This is a genomic window from Nitrosomonas sp. (assembly GCF_024282095.1).
Lineage (GTDB): Bacteria > Pseudomonadota > Gammaproteobacteria > Burkholderiales > Nitrosomonadaceae > Nitrosomonas.
In genome coordinates this window covers 24,947-41,957 of record NZ_JAMWZS010000001.1, presented here as the reverse complement: position 1 = coordinate 41,957, position 17,011 = coordinate 24,947, and the positions used below count along the sequence as shown (strand labels likewise).

At 48.6% G+C, this 17,011-nt stretch carries 13 protein-coding genes; 11 read left to right on the top strand and 2 right to left on the bottom strand.

The features are described from left to right. Positions 1 to 134: 134 nt before the first annotated feature. Complete coding sequence (locus tag Q0K92_RS00155; protein ID WP_297323773.1) at positions 135 to 356, bottom strand: DUF2798 domain-containing protein; 222 nt, start codon at positions 354 to 356, stop codon at positions 135 to 137. 230 nt (positions 357 to 586) lie between these two features. Here Q0K92_RS00155 and Q0K92_RS00150 point away from each other — a divergent pair, with 230 nt between their 5' ends. The 3 genes from Q0K92_RS00150 to Q0K92_RS00140 all read left to right on the top strand — a co-directional run bounded on the left by Q0K92_RS00150 (position 587) and on the right by Q0K92_RS00140 (position 4,794). Next, positions 587 to 2,524 (top strand): hypothetical protein, encoded by a 1,938-nt coding sequence (locus Q0K92_RS00150; RefSeq protein ID WP_297323772.1) that lies wholly within the window; start codon positions 587 to 589, stop codon positions 2,522 to 2,524. Between the two features lie 187 nt (positions 2,525 to 2,711). After that, entirely contained in the window at positions 2,712 to 4,421 is a 1,710-nt protein-coding gene (gene ybaL / locus Q0K92_RS00145; protein WP_297323771.1) for a YbaL family putative K(+) efflux transporter, read from the top strand. Positions 4,422 to 4,491: 70 nt separating this feature from the next. Then, positions 4,492 to 4,794, top strand: coding sequence for a hypothetical protein (locus tag Q0K92_RS00140; RefSeq protein WP_297323770.1), 303 nt, complete (start codon positions 4,492 to 4,494; stop codon positions 4,792 to 4,794). Between the two features lie 8 nt (positions 4,795 to 4,802). Here Q0K92_RS00140 and Q0K92_RS00135 read toward each other — a convergent pair whose 3' ends face one another. Further along, positions 4,803 to 5,207, bottom strand: coding sequence for a hypothetical protein (locus Q0K92_RS00135; protein WP_297323769.1), 405 nt, complete (start codon positions 5,205 to 5,207; stop codon positions 4,803 to 4,805). A gap of 213 nt (positions 5,208 to 5,420) precedes the next feature. Between Q0K92_RS00135 and Q0K92_RS00130 the strand changes: the two genes are divergently transcribed. The 8 genes from Q0K92_RS00130 to Q0K92_RS00095 all read left to right on the top strand — a co-directional run bounded on the left by Q0K92_RS00130 (position 5,421) and on the right by Q0K92_RS00095 (position 16,996). Further along, a complete protein-coding gene (locus tag Q0K92_RS00130) occupies positions 5,421 to 6,698 on the top strand; it encodes a divalent metal cation transporter (RefSeq protein ID WP_297323768.1) in 1,278 nt (425 codons plus the stop codon). Between the two features lie 22 nt (positions 6,699 to 6,720). Further along, positions 6,721 to 8,517, top strand: a complete 1,797-nt coding sequence (locus tag Q0K92_RS00125; RefSeq protein WP_297323767.1) for an ABC transporter ATP-binding protein/permease — start codon at positions 6,721 to 6,723, stop codon at positions 8,515 to 8,517. A 167-nt stretch (positions 8,518 to 8,684) separates the two neighbouring features. Continuing rightward, the gene (locus Q0K92_RS00120; RefSeq protein ID WP_297323766.1) at positions 8,685 to 9,938 is read left to right on the top strand and encodes a folate/biopterin family MFS transporter; all 1,254 of its coding nucleotides are present in this window, start codon (positions 8,685 to 8,687) and stop codon (positions 9,936 to 9,938) included. Positions 9,939 to 10,106: 168 nt separating this feature from the next. Then, entirely contained in the window at positions 10,107 to 11,522 is a 1,416-nt protein-coding gene (locus tag Q0K92_RS00115) for a dihydrolipoyl dehydrogenase (RefSeq protein ID WP_297323765.1), read from the top strand. Positions 11,523 to 11,711: 189 nt separating this feature from the next. Then, on the top strand, positions 11,712 to 13,001 hold the full coding sequence (gene cls / locus Q0K92_RS00110; RefSeq protein WP_297323764.1) for a cardiolipin synthase: 1,290 nt from the start codon (positions 11,712 to 11,714) through the stop codon (positions 12,999 to 13,001). A gap of 141 nt (positions 13,002 to 13,142) precedes the next feature. Next, positions 13,143 to 13,376, top strand: a complete 234-nt coding sequence (locus Q0K92_RS00105; RefSeq protein ID WP_297323763.1) for a hypothetical protein — start codon at positions 13,143 to 13,145, stop codon at positions 13,374 to 13,376. Between the two features lie 135 nt (positions 13,377 to 13,511). Further along, entirely contained in the window at positions 13,512 to 16,412 is a 2,901-nt protein-coding gene (locus tag Q0K92_RS00100; RefSeq protein WP_297323762.1) for a chemotaxis protein CheB, read from the top strand. Positions 16,413 to 16,429: 17 nt separating this feature from the next. Beyond that, positions 16,430 to 16,996 carry a PAS domain-containing protein gene (locus tag Q0K92_RS00095; protein WP_297323761.1) on the top strand — a complete coding sequence of 189 codons (567 nt, stop codon included), beginning with the start codon at positions 16,430 to 16,432 and terminating at the stop codon, positions 16,994 to 16,996. Positions 16,997 to 17,011 lie beyond the last annotated feature (15 nt).

Below are 17,011 nucleotides of genomic sequence, written 5' to 3'. Positions count from 1 at the left end.
TCTTTTCCGGCAAATTAGATTCTGCCGCGAATATACCGGTATTTATTAAATACCGGATGTCATCGACATTAAAATCAAATTTTTCTTGTTGGATTGTAGATTGAAATTGCAAAAAATCCGATTGATTCCTAAAACTAGCGGATCATTGAGTCGACGATACGTCTGAATAGCGGTGACAGCAGCAGCAAAAGAGCGAAACCAATTGGGAAAGCAATGCTCCACGAATAAAGCCATTCGTTGATAAAAGCATCCGAGAAACCAAGGTTTACCGCGGTGACAGTTGCAGATACACAACCCGTCATTGTCGCCGACATCATTAAACAATAGATACAATGCGTCAATATCTTCTGCTGCATGCAAATCTCCCAACTTTCAAACCAAAAATATTGCAAGTTATATATTGTACGTAACGTAAACACATTAGCGCAAAAATACCTCAAATACCCTATACGGTATAAAACACTCCCCGTAACCAATGGGGTATTAATATACCGGTTAATTCATCCATTACTCTCTTGACAGTCAATAGCCGGATGCAGTCTACTATCAGCCAGCTACTTTAGTTTATTTTCCATCCTGCTGTAGCTTGTATTTATCTCCTGCCGCTTATCATGAAGGAATCTCTGTTGTGTTTTCTGCGCTTAAAAACTTTAGTTTCGTAAGAACACTTGGCTATCTGGCATTTTCTGCAAGCTGGCTGGGCTTTGCTTACTATTTTGGGCGACTGATTCCCGATCAGCAACTATGGTTTGCGTTGTCGGTAACATTTCTATTTGGATTACCCATTTATTTTGCTGCCATCTATGCGGTAACCATACAAAGAATTTATCTCTCCAGTCAGTTCAAGCAATTGGGCATTCTACATTGGCTGTTTACGCGCCGGATTCTGGCATATATCTGGTGGTTGCTATGGTCGATTATTTTTGCATTTCTGCTGTTATTTTATCTCGGCGCGGCTGAAAAACAGGAATGGGTTACCTTCTTCGCAGCCATTCCGGTATTCGCCGCCATCTATACGGTTTGTTTCTCCATCGCAGCGCACGAATACAAACCTTACATCGCTGTGCACAAATCTTTGACCTGGTCGCGTTGGATCACTGCGTTGGCAATGGCCGTGTTTTTTGTTGTGTTCGTCAATCATGCTGATATAAGCCGTCAATATACCTCGTTGGCAGAAGCCGTCGCGACGGAAAGTCAAAAGCTGAATGGCGCTTCCAGCAGCATTCTCATTCTTGAAACCAATCGGTTATTGGGTTTTATAGAAGGACTGAAACGTTACACGTTAGGTAGTTTACATTCATTCAATGATGCGCTATATCTGGGCGCTATTTTTCTAGGCAGCGTACTGTTTTTTTATAATGTAGCGCTTGGGATTTCCAGTTTCATGGTATCGCTATCCGAATACCGCCGCATATTTGGCCCCATTCAGGATAGCGATCAACCACCCGCGGTCTCACCGTGGGCTTGGGCGATTACTTCGGCGTTCACTACTTTTTTTGTCTTGTTCATTTATGTACCCTCGACGGTGTATGTAGATGCCTGGTTACGTTCTAATCCGGAAACTATCAGAGAGATTCACACTTCACAACAAGCCGTGGTCGAAACGGTGGAAATGATCGGAGATAATTACTACAAACCCGGCACAACGGAACAAATTGAGCAGGCGTATCTCGATAGCCTCGGCAAACTGGAAGCATCGCTGGGAAAACTGCGCGAAGCCACTGATACCGGGTTTAGGCAAATGACCGAGAATGTTGATGACTACCTGGATTGGTACTACAGTCTGCCGGGCGAATATGAACGGATCGTGGCACTAGCCACAGGTGTGCTGGAAAATTGGATGGCAGAAAAACTACAAAATTATCTGATGAAAGGTAATGTATTCGGTCCCGTGCAACAATCCATTGAAAACGTACTACAAAATAATCAACAATTGCGTGCCGCGCATGTGCAAAAAGTCGAACAGATATTGACCGAAAATCGTGTCCAGCCCGCCGATAACTCAAAACTGGAAATCGTCAGGCATGCATCATTGAGTGCACTCAAAGAACCGCCTGCGCACAGTGTCATCGTCAATCTGGAAAACCGTATGCTGATTTCCGGCGGTATTGGTACCGCTGGTGCCATCACCGGTGCCATCGCCGGCAAGATCACAGCCAAAGTGGCAGGTAAAGGTATCATCAAGCTCGGTGCGCAAGCTCTGATTAAAGTGACCGCGGGCAAAGCAGTGAGTGCCTTGGGCGGAGCAGCGGCAGGCGCTGCCACCGGTATGGCACTGGGTTCATTCATTCCCGGTATCGGCACAGCCATCGGCGCAGCGATTGGTGGTATTATTGGCGGCATCACCATTGGATTGACTGTTGAGAAGCTTCTGCTGATGCTCGAGGAAGCATTCTCGCGCGAAGAATTTAAGCGCCAGATTCTTGAAGCGATCGAAGAAGAACGTATCGAATTTGAGAAATTCTTACATAACCCGGTTGTCTCTGATACAGCACCGGGCAACGTCGAGCTTGAGGCACACTAACAGGCCGTCGAAAAGCATTTTCGAGGCAGCCGATACCAGGCAAAAATAGGCGAAAAGCGCAGTTTATGCGTAATCAATGAGCAGCTTGAGCTTGTTTTTAACACCGTAGCAGCAATACAGATCGTTTTTCAACACCTGCTAAGCAAAACAATAAACAAACCAGCAAATAACACACATTGGAATCCACATGGAACATAACGTTGCCCTGATTACGACGATTGCAGCCGGTTTTGGTCTGGCTTTAATTTTTGGATTCATCGCAGAGCGGCTCAAAACACCCGCATTGGTAGGCTATCTGCTGGCTGGAATCGCGATCAGCCCTTCGACACCAGGATTTGTTGCGGATATCGGCATTGCTTCTCAACTATCAGAAATCGGTGTTATGTTACTGATGTTCGGGGTTGGTCTGCACTTTTCGCTGGATGATCTACTTGCTGTCAAGCGCATCGCGTTACCTGGCGCAATCGTTCAAATGGCGGTCGCAACCGCGCTCGGCATGACGCTGGCAATGTGGTGGGGATGGAGTGCGGGTGCCGGTTTGGTGCTGGGTTTGTCATTATCCTGTGCCAGTACGGTGGTGCTGCTGAAGGCGCTGGAATCACGCGGGTTTCTGGAAACCATGAACGGCCGTATTGCTGTCGGCTGGTTGATCGTTGAAGACCTGGTGACGGTGCTGATTCTGGTATTGTTGCCTTCGTTTGCCACCATGCTGGGAGGATCCAACGCTGCTGAAAATGCAACAGATCCCTTGTGGTACACGATTGGCATCACCTTGCTGCTGGTCTCAGCTTTCATTGCCTTGATGCTCATCGTTGGCCGGCGTGTATTGCCCTGGTTGCTATGGCAGGTCGCCCGTACCGGCTCGCGCGAAATGTTTACGCTGGCTGTCGTTGCTGTCGCTATCTGTATTGCTTATGGCGCTGCGGCGCTGTTTAACGTGTCTTTCGCACTGGGCGCCTTCTTTGCCGGCATGGTCATGCGCGAATCCAAATTCAGCCAGCGTGCCGCCGAAGAATCCCTGCCGCTACGTGACGCCTTTGCGGTACTGTTTTTCGTCTCAGTCGGCATGCTGTTCGATCCGGCCGTATTAGTCGAAGAGCCTATGCGGGTTTTAGCTGTCGTGGCAATCATTGTCGTGGGAAAATCTGTCGCAGCCATGCTGCTGGTTTTGATGTTGGGTTACCCACTGAATACCGTCTTGATCGTAGCAGCCAGCCTGGGGCAAATTGGCGAGTTCTCCTTCATTCTGGCGGGATTGGGATTGTCGCTCGGATTGATGCCCGCGGAAGGCATGAGTTTGGTGCTTGCCGGTGCGTTGATTTCTATCGCCTTCAATCCCATTGCTTTCGCTGCTATCGTGCCATTCAGAAATTGGATGTTAAAACACTCAGCATTAGCGCGCAAATATGAAAATCGCGATGATCCATTTGCGGAACTACCCACGAGTACCGAACGCAAGTTTCTGCAAGGCCAAGTTGTGCTCGTGGGGTACGGTCATGTCGGCCAACGCATTGCCAATGCGCTGAACGAACAGAATATTCCCTATATTGTTGCGGAACAAAACCGTGAACTGGTGCAAGATTTGCGCAAACAAGGTATCAATGCAGTTTCCGGTGATGCCACAGAACCTTCGGTGCTGATACAGGCGCATATCAAGGATGCAGGTATGCTGGTGATTGCCACGCCTGACCCACTGAATGTGCGCCAGATGATTGATACCGCACGTACGCTGAATCCGGACATTGAAATTGTGTTACGCACCCGCAGTGAGGATGAAACAAAATTACTGCGCAAGGATAATATGGGCACGGTATTCTTTGGCGAGGAGGAGCTTGCCAAAAACATGGCGCATCATATTTTGAACCGCTTCAACACAAAATCTGAAGCATCTCATTGAAAAAGCGAATCCGGCCCGAGAGGCTCAAACTACTGATACAACCAATGCAAACCTTTATGAGATTAACGCAATGACAGAACAATTCTATGTAGGTATCGATCAGGATAACAATGAAGGGCTTACGCATTTAGGCCGTATCGTGCGGGATGCCTGGGTGTTTGGCATTCTGCCGGAAACAGAAACCTGCACAGGCTGGAGCGGTGCGCAAATGCAAACGCTGTACGAAAAGGTCCATTCCGCTTGGGAACCCTACGCGCACTTGCCAAGCCGCTTACCGGACGACTTACGTGAGCGGCATACGCGGTTATATACGCTGGCTATTGAAAATGCCAAGAAAAAAGGCTGGGATACCGAACTCAGAGATGATGATTAGCAAGCCCGCTAGCTTTTTGCCGGGAAATTGATAATCCGTGCCGGCCCCTCCAATCTTTCCTTGTTGATCAGTGCTTGCAATGCCGCCGGAAATTCGCTTTGCAAACGCGCCATTATCGCTGACATGTTGTCGCGGTAATAAACTGCCTGATACGCAACCGGTTGATCCAAAGCATCACGCACATGCGGCTTAAAATTCTGCCAGGCAATATCTATCCAGCATTTACGTTCTCCATCAATAAATACAAATTCTTCGCTGTCAATAATCGCCATGTACTGCATACTGCGGATAGGGACAAATAAATGCCTGGTAGGACACCGCGATAACAACGTGATGGCCAAATTGTAAGTACTCGCCGGCAAGTAACGCGCTTCCCGGTTGATTTCAGGATCTCGATGACAGGTAATTTCCATGATTGACTCAGCAATGTACTTTAAAATTCTAGTGTAATGATTATTTGTGCGCTTGCAATAAAATATACTGCCAATACTTGTGTTACCTTACCGCCATTGCGCGATGAACTCAAGAAGACAGCGAATAAGTATTGTGACCTCACTGGCTAGGTTACTGATTAAATGCATAATAAATTGAACACACTTTGATTCCACCCATAAGAAATAAAAATAATGTCACTCAACAAATTTTTTAATCACTTTCTGTCGCGCCTGGGTCCTGGGTTATTGTATGCAGGTGCCGCCGTCGGCGTATCTCACTTGGTGCAGTCTACGCAAGCGGGCGGAATGTTTGGATTTGATCTGATCATTGCCATCGTCATTATCCATTTAATCAAATATCCTTTCTTTGAATTCGGGCCACGCTATACCGCAGCGACAGGACAAAACATACTGCATGGTTACCTAAAACTCGGAAAATGGGCGATATGGCTGTATTTGCTCATGACGATATCCACCATGTTTATCGTGCAGGCTGCGATTACTGTGGTTACCGCCGGTTTGATCACCAACATCTTCGGACTCGAAGGACTTGGCGGACACGATCCGCAGATGGTTGCCTTCATCATCAGCAGCGCATTACTGCTATTTTCCTGCACACTACTGGTGGGTGGTCACTATGTATTGTTGGATAAATTGATGAAAATCATCATCCTGGTACTCACCGTCACCTCGGTTGCCGCGGTGATTATGCTGTTATTCGATAATCCAGGCCATCATCAAACGGCCACTGTGTTTTTCTCTTTCTCTGATACCGCACATTTAGTATTTCTGGCGACATTTCTTGGCTGGATGCCCGCCCCGTTGGATCTCTCCGTATGGCATTCCATCTGGTCACAAAGCAAGAATGAGAGCGACGGCAAGATCACCAGCATGCAAGCGGCGTTGTTCGATTTCAGGGTGGGCTATATCGGCACTGCGTTCCTGGCGATATGTTTCCTGTTATTAGGCGCACTCGTGATGTATGGCAGCGGCGAAACGTTTGCTGCCGGCGGTGCGGCATTTGCAGGTCAATTGATGAACATGTATGAACAAGCACTGGGAGGATGGGCGTATCCGATTGTTGCCATTGCCGCACTGACCACCATGTTCAGCACCACGATAACCGTGCTGGATGGATATCCGCGCACGATTGGCATCTCGCTTGAGTTATTGTTTCCACACCGCATCAAGCATCGCAACCAAGAAAAAACTTATTTAATCTGGCTATTCATTATCATCACTGGCACATTATTAATATTATTCTTTTATCTGACATCGATGCGGGACATGGTAAAAATTGCCACCGTAGTGGCTTTCGTAGCCGCGCCCATTCTCGCGATACTCAACATGCAAGCAATGTTCAGCAACAACATGCCCGAACAGCACCGCCCCGGGAAGCTCATGTGGCTCTGGTGCTGGCTGGGCGTGACTGCCTTATCCGCATGTTCCATTACTTATTTATTACTGTAGTCTGAGTTATTAGCAAATTCCGATGCGCCCTACCCGCCTTGAGAAACCTGCGGCTACACGCAGCAACCTAAAAACGATCGCCGCCCTGCTGCCCTATTTATGGGAATTCAAAGTCAGGGTTATGCTAGCACTCAGCCTGCTGGTATTGGCCAAGCTCGCCAATGTTTCGGTGCCATTGGTGCTGAAGGAAATTGTCGACGCGCTGGATCAACCGCACGCCGTGTTGGTATTACCGTTTTTTTTATTGATCAGTTATGGTGTCTTGCGACTGTGCAGTACGTTATTTGGAGAATTGCGCGACGCGATTTTTGCCAAAGTGACGCAGCGCGCCATCCGGCGAGTCGCGAACAAAGTTTTCATACACCTACACTCGCTGTCATTACGTTTTCATCTGGAACGTCAGACTGGCGGTGTTTCACGCGATATCGAGCGCGGTACGCGCGGCATTTCCTTCCTGCTGAATTTTATGTTGTTCAATATCCTGCCCACGCTATTGGAAATTGGTTTGGTGCTGGCGATATTGATCAGTAAGTACGACATCTGGTTCGCCATCATCATCTTCCTGACTTTGCTGGCCTATATTGCACTGACGCTGATCGTTACCGAATGGCGCATGATTTTTCGCCGCACCATGAATAACATGGACTCCAAAGCCAACACACAGGCGATCGACAGTCTGCTGAATTACGAAACGGTGAAGTATTTCGGCAACGAAGCCTGGGAAGCACGGCGTTACGACGAGCATTTACAGTCCTGGGAAAAAGCCGCCGTGCGCAATCAAACGTCACTGGCCACGCTGAACGCCGGACAAAGCGCCATTATCGCCGTGGGCGTCACGTTGCTGATGTTATTGGCTGCCGATAAAGTCGTCGAAGGCAGCATGACCTTGGGCGATCTGGTGCTGATCAACGCCTTTATGCTGCAACTCTATATGCCATTGCATTTTCTCGGTTTTGTTTATCGCGAAATCAAGCATTCATTGGCGGACATGGAACGTATGTTCACGTTATTGGACGAAAACAAGGAAATTCAGGACAAGCCCGATGCTCAAAGCCTCGCTGCCCAGAATGCCACCATCCGTTTCAGTCACGTCAATTTTAGCTATGAACCCAATCGTCAGATCCTGTTTGATGTCAGCTTCGATATTCCCGCCGGGCAAAACATTGCCGTGGTAGGCCACAGCGGTTCGGGGAAATCCACGCTGGCACGCTTGCTGTTTCGTTTTTATGACGTGCAATCAGGCTGTATCCTGATCAATGATCAGGATATTCGCGACGTTACGCAGCAAAGCTTGCGCAAAGCCATGGGCATCGTGCCGCAAGATACGGTGCTGTTTAACGACAGTATTTATTACAACATCGCCTACGGTCAACCGGATGCACCGCAGGAAGCGGTTTTTGCAGCCGCGCAATCGGCGCATATCCATGACTTCATCGAAAGCCTGCCGGAAAAATACGCAACCATCGTCGGTGAACGCGGTTTAAAATTATCCGGCGGTGAAAAACAGCGCGTGGCCATTGCCCGCACGATTCTGAAAAATCCCGACATTCTGATTTTTGACGAAGCGACATCGGCACTGGATTCCGAATCCGAAAAGCGCATTCAAGCGGAATTGAAACGCATCGCCAGGAACCGCACCACGCTGACCATCGCCCACCGGCTTTCCACCATTGCCGATGCCGATCAGATTCTGGTCATGGATCATGGCCGCATCATTGAACAAGGAACTCACCAGCAATTACTCGCAACCAATGGCACGTATGCGCATATGTGGGAATTACAGCAACAAGAAGAAACGGATAAGCGCCACCAAGTTTAACGGTACTGACTGGATTTATTCCTATCAGCACAGTTAAAATCAACGCTACCGATACACGAAGCATAAAACCGATGATTTTCGCAATTGATTAAAAAAACCATCCATAAAAATCAACGTGAAACCCTACTCACTACAAGCAGGATCATGTTGAGCCGACGGATGCACCCATGAAGAACTGGTTGCAGCGTTTGCATCCGTTCAAGACTGCCGAGGCGCGGCGTCTTGCCATTTTGTTTGCAATCGTCTACTTCGCCCAGGGCATGGCGGCACTACCCAACCAGGTAATTGCGATTAACTTTAAGGATCAGGGTCTTGAAGCTGATGATGTGGCAGCTTTCTTCCTGCTGGCATCGATTCCCTGGTTCATCAAGCCGCTGTACGGATTAATCTCAGACTTCGTGCCGCTGTTCGGCCAACGGCGCAAAAGCTATCTGATTATAACTTCTGCTCTGGCATGCATGGCAGGATTGGTTGCCGGGCTTTCAGCAAACTATTCCTATTGGGAACTTGCCCTCCTGTATACGATTATGGGATTCGGCCTCGCCTACAATGACGTATTAACTGATGCACTGATGGTGGAAAAAGGCAAATTAAGTGGAATGACCGGCGCCTTCCAATCGGTACAATGGACTGCGATCACCGCTGCATCGATCATTGTCGGGTTGCTGGGCGGGTATTTTGCCGAATACCGGCAGTTGCAAGCCGCTTTTATGGTTGCCGCCATGTTTCCTTTGATTGTGTTACTGATGGCTGGATTTTTCGTGCGCGAGAAGCGTATTAATCCCCGAAAGAGGGAATTCAAAGCGATTTGGACAGCATTACGGTCCGGATTTGGGGAACGTTCGGTGTGGCTGGTTGGTGCTTTCATCTTCCTGTTCAATTTCAGTCCTTCGTTTGGACCGGCATTCCTTTACTACCAAATTGACGTACTCGGTTTCAGCCAACAATACATCGGCTTCCTGAACGCAGTTGATTCGGCAGCCAGCATTCTGGGCGCGCTGATCTATGCGCCACTGGCACGCTCAACACCACTGCGGCGCCTCATTAATTTCGCCATCGGCCTATCGGTCATCACATTGCTGACTTACCTGGGTTATATGGGAGAATTTTCCGCGCTGCTGATCCATGTGATCTGGGGCATCACGGGCATGATCACCACCCTCGCATTCCTCGATCTCGCAGCACGCGCATGCCCCAGGCGGGCAGAAGCCACTTTCTTTGCGCTGCTCATGTCCATCTTCAATCTTGGCACACTGGCTTCGCAAAATGTCGGCGCACATTTGTATACCGAACTCGGTGAAGGATCATTCGCCTACATCTGGTTGGTTGTCATCTCATCGTTCGCAACCGCCGCAATCTGGCTGCTCGTTCCCATGATACACATCGAGCGCATCGAGGCGCGCGCGCAACGCCGTCGCTAGAATTCCACTTATTCACACAGCCATTTGATACAAACAGGTTCCAGCAAAAATTCTGCGTTTTCTAATTGACGGACAGAGGTGTGACATCAGCAGCATGGTATTTGTAGCCAAATCCATCCGTCTGTAATAAGCTCAAATCGTGGTACACCATGAGCGGAGGAAAACACTATGAATGGAACACTGGATGTTGTGATTATCGGGGCGGGCAGCGCCGGACTGGCCGCGTTACGCGAAGTCAGAAAACATACACAACGCTTCGTGATCATTAATGACGGCGCGTGGGGTACTGTCTGCGCCCGGGTAGGTTGCATGCCATCCAAGACATTAATCGAAGCGGCCAATGCCTTCCACCGTCGGAATACCTTTGCGGAATTCGGCATTCAGAATGCTGATTCTCTCACATGCGACATGCCTACCGTACTTCGGCGTGTACGGCGCTTACGCGATGATTTTGTCGCCAGCACCGTAAAAACCACGCAAGATTTGGGCGAACGCGCAATTTCCGGACGTGCACGCTTACTTGCGCCAGGCAGGCTGGAAGTCAACGGGCAGGAATTAAGCACACATAACATCATCATTGCGACCGGATCCAGTCCGATTGTATCCAAACCCTGGAGCACACTGGGAAAGCGGTTACTTACGACAGATATCTTATTTGAGCAGGAAATTTTGCCCTCTCGAATGGCAATACTGGGAATGGGCCCTATTGGTATTGAAATGGCACAAGCGCTGTCCCGGCTGGGCATTGAGGTGGTGGGATTTGGCAGCCGTCCAACAATTGCTGGATTAACGGATCCGCAAGTCAATGCAGTCGCAATAGAATTGCTGGGACGTGAATTCTCCCTGCATCTGGGAGAAAAAGCTGAATTGACCGCTGCCGGTGAAGGACTGAAGGTATGTACCGAAACTACGGAAGTAGTGGTCGATGGCGTTCTTGCTGCCTTGGGGCGACATCCCAATATCAGCGACTTAGGTCTCGAAACATTAGGGATTCCACTCGATGAACATGGCATGCCGCCTGTCAATCCCAACACCATGCAGGTGGCCGATCTGCGCGTATTCATGGCTGGCGATGCCAATGATCAAGCGGCGATATTGCACGAAGCGGCCGACGACGGTCACATTGCAGGCTTCAATGCCATGCGCGCCACCCCTGTTTGTTTCAGGCGCCGAACACCGCTGGCTATCGTTTTTGCTGATCCGAACATTGCGGTCGTAGGTAGCCGTTACCAGTCACTCGATCACACGAAAACATTAGTTGGAGAAGTGCGTTTTGATCGCCAGGGACGTGCGCGTACAGGCCAACGTAACAAAGGCATTCTGCGTATTTATGCGGCAATGGAAAGTGGCCGGCTGCTAGGTGCGGAAATGTGCGCACCTGCTGGAGAACATATGGCGCACTTACTTGCACTGGCGATTGATCGTTCGCTCACAGTGCAAGAATTACTACGCATGCCCTTCTATCACCCCGTTTTGGAAGAAGGTTTGCGCACAGCGTTGCGTACATTGTCGGCACAGCTTCCTGCCGGCAATGAATCCGATCTATCCACGTGCAGTGAGTTTAATATGGAAGCGCTGGATTAACAGGCTGTTAACCCGGATTTTTCTGGTTATGCCAGATTTGTTTTTTTCATTTCATAGTCGAATGAAAACCACGTGGAGGAAAGGCTAATGCATGTAAGGAGCGGAGTTGCGAAGATTACTAAATTTATCGCCATACTCTGCCTGATGCTTTTTGTAAGCTGCAGATCAATACCCACCATGGTGCCAGATATGGCAATGCGGCCATCGCATGCGGTTCAACTCGATGGTGCACATGGCCCCTTGACTGCTCAGCAGAGCAAAGTGATTCTCGCTAGACTTAAAAAGAATAGTACAGACACCCATATCTTCGATAGACATCTGGCACTGGAAGCGGAGATTGTCGGCAGTCCGCTGGTTATGGGCAACAAAGTAGAACTGCTGGTAGATGGCCCAAAAACCTATGACTCCATGTATTCAGCCATAGAAAATGCGAAGGATCATATCAACATGGAGACCTTTCTCATCGAAGATGATGAAATCGGGCGTCACTTTGCTGAACTGTTACTTAGCAAGCAAAAGAGCGGAGTGCAGGTAAACCTCATTTATGATAGCTTTGGGTCAATTTATACACCCAAAGAGTTCTTCAAGCCGTTAAAAGAAGGCGGTGTAAATGTCTTGGAATTCAATCCAATCAATCCGCTCGTTGTACAAAAAGACTGGCAAGTCACCTCGCGCGATCACCGTAAGCTTTTGATAGTCGACGGACAGATTGCTTTTGTGGGAGGTATCAATATCAGCAGCGTATATTCTAGAGGATCATTCAGCAGATCTGAGTCGACCGGAGACAATCCGCCATGGCGAGATACTCATTTACGTATGGTAGGTCCAGTTGTCAGTGAATTTCAGAAGCTATTTATGGCCACATGGAGCGAACAAAAAGGCGAACCATTGGCATCCAGGAATTATTTTCCTGAGCTTGCCAGGAAAGGAAATGAAGTAGTCCGCGCCATCGGCAGCTCACCGGAAGAGCCTTATAGTCAGATCTATGTCACTTTACTTTCCGCTATTAATAGTGCGGAAAACCAAATCTTTCTGACTAATGCCTATTTTGTCCCCGATCCGAAATTGCTCACCGCACTGAAGGAAGCGGCTCAGCGTGGCGTGGACGTAAAGTTGCTGCTACCCGAAAGAACAGATTCAACCATGGTGTTTTATGCATCGCGTTCCTATTACGATGAATTATTGAGTGCCAACGTAAAAATCTATGAGCGGCAAGATGCATTACTGCACGCCAAAACCGCACTCGTAGACGGTGTGTGGTCAACCATAGGTTCAACCAATCTCGACTGGCGCAGCTTCCTTAACAACCAAGAAATTAATGCCATCATATTGGGAGCGGATTTTGGTGTGCAAATGCAAGCGCTGTTCGAGCAAGATCTGGAGTCTTCCAAACAGGTCGTGCTCAGAGAGTGGAGAAAACGGTCAATCGGTGCTCGCATCAAGGAAAGAGCGGCACGACTGTGGGCACACTGGTTATGAATTGCTTTAACGCGTAGATGAAAATAATATTTTAATGAACTGATTTTTTAAATGAGGATAAAACATATACGTTTTTATCCAAACTCAGTAATGGAATCCGGCAGCATAAATAGTGAGATGAACAACCGCAATGATGTATAAGTGGGGGCTTTGCGCATCGGATCAGAACGGGCCACGCCTTTCTCGAAACCGTTTCAACGCCCTGTAGCTTTCCTGCATAGGTACAAATGTATCCCCTTGCTCGCTTTCGGTATTTTATTGAGTCAGATCAATGGGCTGCGCCAGCATCTGCTCGACATAACGAATGTTTTCTACGGAAAGATCCTGCGTTTGAATGGAATTTATGAAAATGCAGGCAACTATGATAAAACATAACGCGTTGGGGCACCACGAAACAGGACGTCAAGGATATGAGTGTAATATGTACTCGGTGTACACTATGAAACAATGCTTTTGCAAGTAAATACGCAAACCTGAACAAGCACAACCTTTTAACCGAGTTCTTTTTCCATGACCTCTGAGAATACAGTTGCGGCTTTTCCTATCGTTGGTATTGGAGCTTCTGCCGGTGGTTTAGAAGCCCTAGAACAATTCTTTCGCCATGTTCCTGCTAACAGCGGCATGGCTTTCGTGCTGGTACAGCACCTCGATCCCAGCCATGCCAGCTTGCTGACTGAAATTCTGCAACGTACCACTGCCATGCCGGTGACCGAAGCTTTTGATGAAATATCGGTTGAGCCCGACCACGTCTATGTCATTCCGCCCAACCGCGATATGGCGATTTTTCACGGTAAATTGCAATTGAGCGTGCCCAATGAGCCACGTGGGCAACGTTTACCCATTGATGCTTTTCTGCGGTCATTGGCTGAAGATCAACAAGAAAACGCCATCGGTATCATTTTATCCGGCACCGGATCTGATGGCACACAGGGGTTACGCGCTATCCTCGGCGCAGGCGGCGTAACGTTGGTACAGGAGCCAGTCACTGCCAAATATGACGGCATGCCTTCCAGCGCAATTCAGGCAGGTTGTGTCACCCAGGTGCTATCGGTTGACAAAATGCCGGAAGCGCTGCAATTCGGTGCCCGTCGATTTAACACCCAGAATCAAACATCCATTGACCCGGAAAGAGCCAGCGGGATGAATCGTATCCTGATGCAATTGCGGACTAAAACCGGTCACGACTTCTCACTATACAAAAAAAGTACTATCGCTCGTCGTATCGAACGCCGCATGTTGCATCATGCGATCGAAGACACGGATATTTACGCTCGATTTCTCAAGGAAAATCCGGCGGAGGTTACCGCTTTATTCAAAGAATTACTGATCAATGTCACCAGCTTTTTTCGGGATGCAGACGCGTTTGCTGTACTGCAGAAGAATATCTTGCCGGAGCTATGCAGGGACAAAGCGGAACAATCCAACTTTCGCGTCTGGGTTGCGGGCTGCGCCACCGGCGAGGAAGCTTACTCTATCGCGATACTGCTAAAAGAACTGATGGAGGAGAATCATCACGAATTCAAAGTACAAATCTACAGTACCGACCTAGATGATGAAGCCATCGCTATTGCCCGTGCCGGTATCTATCCACTCAATATCACCCAGGATATCACTCCGGAGCGATTGCGCCGATTCTTTAGCAAAGAAGACACTGGTTATCGGATAAAAAAGGAAATTCGCGAAATGGTGATATTCGCTATCCAGAATGTACTTAAAGACCCGCCCTTCACCAAGCTCGATCTGCTGAGTTGCCGCAATCTGCTGATTTATCTGGGACCGGAATTACAGAACCAATTGATTCCAACTTTTCATCATGCGCTCAAGCCCGGTGGAGTCCTGTTTCTTTCTCCCTCGGAGAGCATCGGTAACCATACCCAATTTTTCTCTCCAATCAATCGTAAATGGAAATTCTATCGTGCCATCCATTCGCTCACCTCTGCACGCGCTGTGATAACAAACGCGCTATCCTGGACTGCAGGGCCTGGTGGAAAAACACCTGAGGAAGTCATGATCAAACCTAAGGAAACCAACTTTGCCGAACTCACCCGCCGGGTACTGTTGCAATACTTTGCGCCTGCTTCGGTAGTTACCGACTGCAAAGGTGACATCCTCTACGTACACGGCGAGACCGGCAAATATCTACGTCCAGCCCCAGGGCAGGCCAGCCTTAATGTCATTGAAATGGCCCGCGAAGGACTGGAGCTGGAACTTCGAACGGCCATTCGCGCAGCAACCAATGAGGGAACGCCAACCCTGAACAGGGAAATACAGGTCAAGACGAATGGCGATTTCACAACGGTGAATCTCAGCGTCCGATCTCTTACTAGCTATGACAGCAGCCAGAATCTTCTATTAGTAAGTTTTCAGGAGACTGTCAGTCCAAAAACCGCAAAGTCGGGACAAAAGCATGCTGTCAAGCCGGCAGAGCTGGGACGTATCGAAGAACTGGAACGTGATCTGGCGTATTTAAAAGAAAATTACCAAGCCACCCTGGAGGAACAACAAGCTTCTAACGAAGAACTCAAATCGACGAATGAGGAAATGCAATCCACCAATGAGGAGCTACAGTCAACCAATGAAGAACTGGAAACTTCCAAAGAGGAACTGCAATCGGTCAATGAAGAACTCATTACCGTCAACTCAGAACTGCAGGCTAAAATTGAGCAACTTGCCGGTATGCAGAATGACATGAAGAATTTGCTCGATAATACTCATATCGGCACCGTGTTCCTCGATGAGCGATTGATGATTCGGCGCTTCACGCGTGAAGCAACCAATATCTACCGGCTAGTGCCTTCGGATGTGGGCCGGCCTTTGAGCGACATCAAGTCCAATCTCGAAGGGGAAGAATTGCTAATCCAAGCGCAATCTGTGCTCGAAACGCTCATTCCGTTTGAACAGGAGGTGCAAACCCATCATGGGACCTGGTATCTCGCACGTATTCAGCCCTACCGCACTTTAGATAACGTGATCGAAGGCGTGGTGCTGACTTTCACCGACATCAGCAAACGCATCACAGCGGAAACTGACGTGCGATTAGCGCGCGATCTGGCCGAGAGCGTTGTCGATACCATCGACGAGCCGCTATTAGTCATGGATGGTGATTTAAAGGTTATTTCCGCCAATCGCGTCTTTTTCCAGTATTTCCAAGTAACCGCTGCTGATACAATTGGACGAAAGATTTACGACTTGGGCAACGGTCAATGGAATATCCCGGCGTTGCGAGAATTACTGGAAATTATTTTGCCACGCGACCAAGCCTTTGAGGGATTCAGGGTGGAGCATGATTTTCCTGCTATCGGGCACCAAAAGATATCATTGAATGCTCGCCGCATTGTCGGGAAATCCAGCGAATTATCATTGATATTACTGATGATTGACCATATCGGCGATCAATCTCCTGCAAAATAGATCAAGGAGAATAACGTATGAACGAGAAATGGAATGGTATTGAACGGCGTAAATCGCTAAGAGCAGAAGCCGAAGCGATGGTAGAGAGTTTCTCGGTAGGCGCCAATGCAACCAATCTGACTGAGATGCTGATGCACGAACTCCTGGTGCATAAAGTTGAACTGGAAACGCAAAATGAAGAATTGCGCAGGGCTCATGTTGCCATGGAAGAAGCGCGGGATCACTATGTGGATTTCTATGAGTTTGCGCCGATCAGTTATATCACCATCAACCGGGACGGCATGATTAGCGCAATTAACCTGACCGGAGCCGCACTGCTGGGCGCTGATCGCACAAAGCTGATCAATCACCGCTTCTCGACGTTTGTCGCCCCCCCGGATAGAGATCGTTGGCACCGCCTGTTCATGAACATGATGGAACATGTGAAGGATGAACTGCAAAAATTCAGTCTGGAGATGGTGCGTGTCGATGGATCGCAGTTTTATGGCCATTTCGACTGCTTGCGCAAAGAAACATTGGATGCACCTGCGATGCTGCGAGTTGCTCTGACCGACATCACGCAACAAAAGGCCACATTTGAATAGCTGACCGTTCTATCA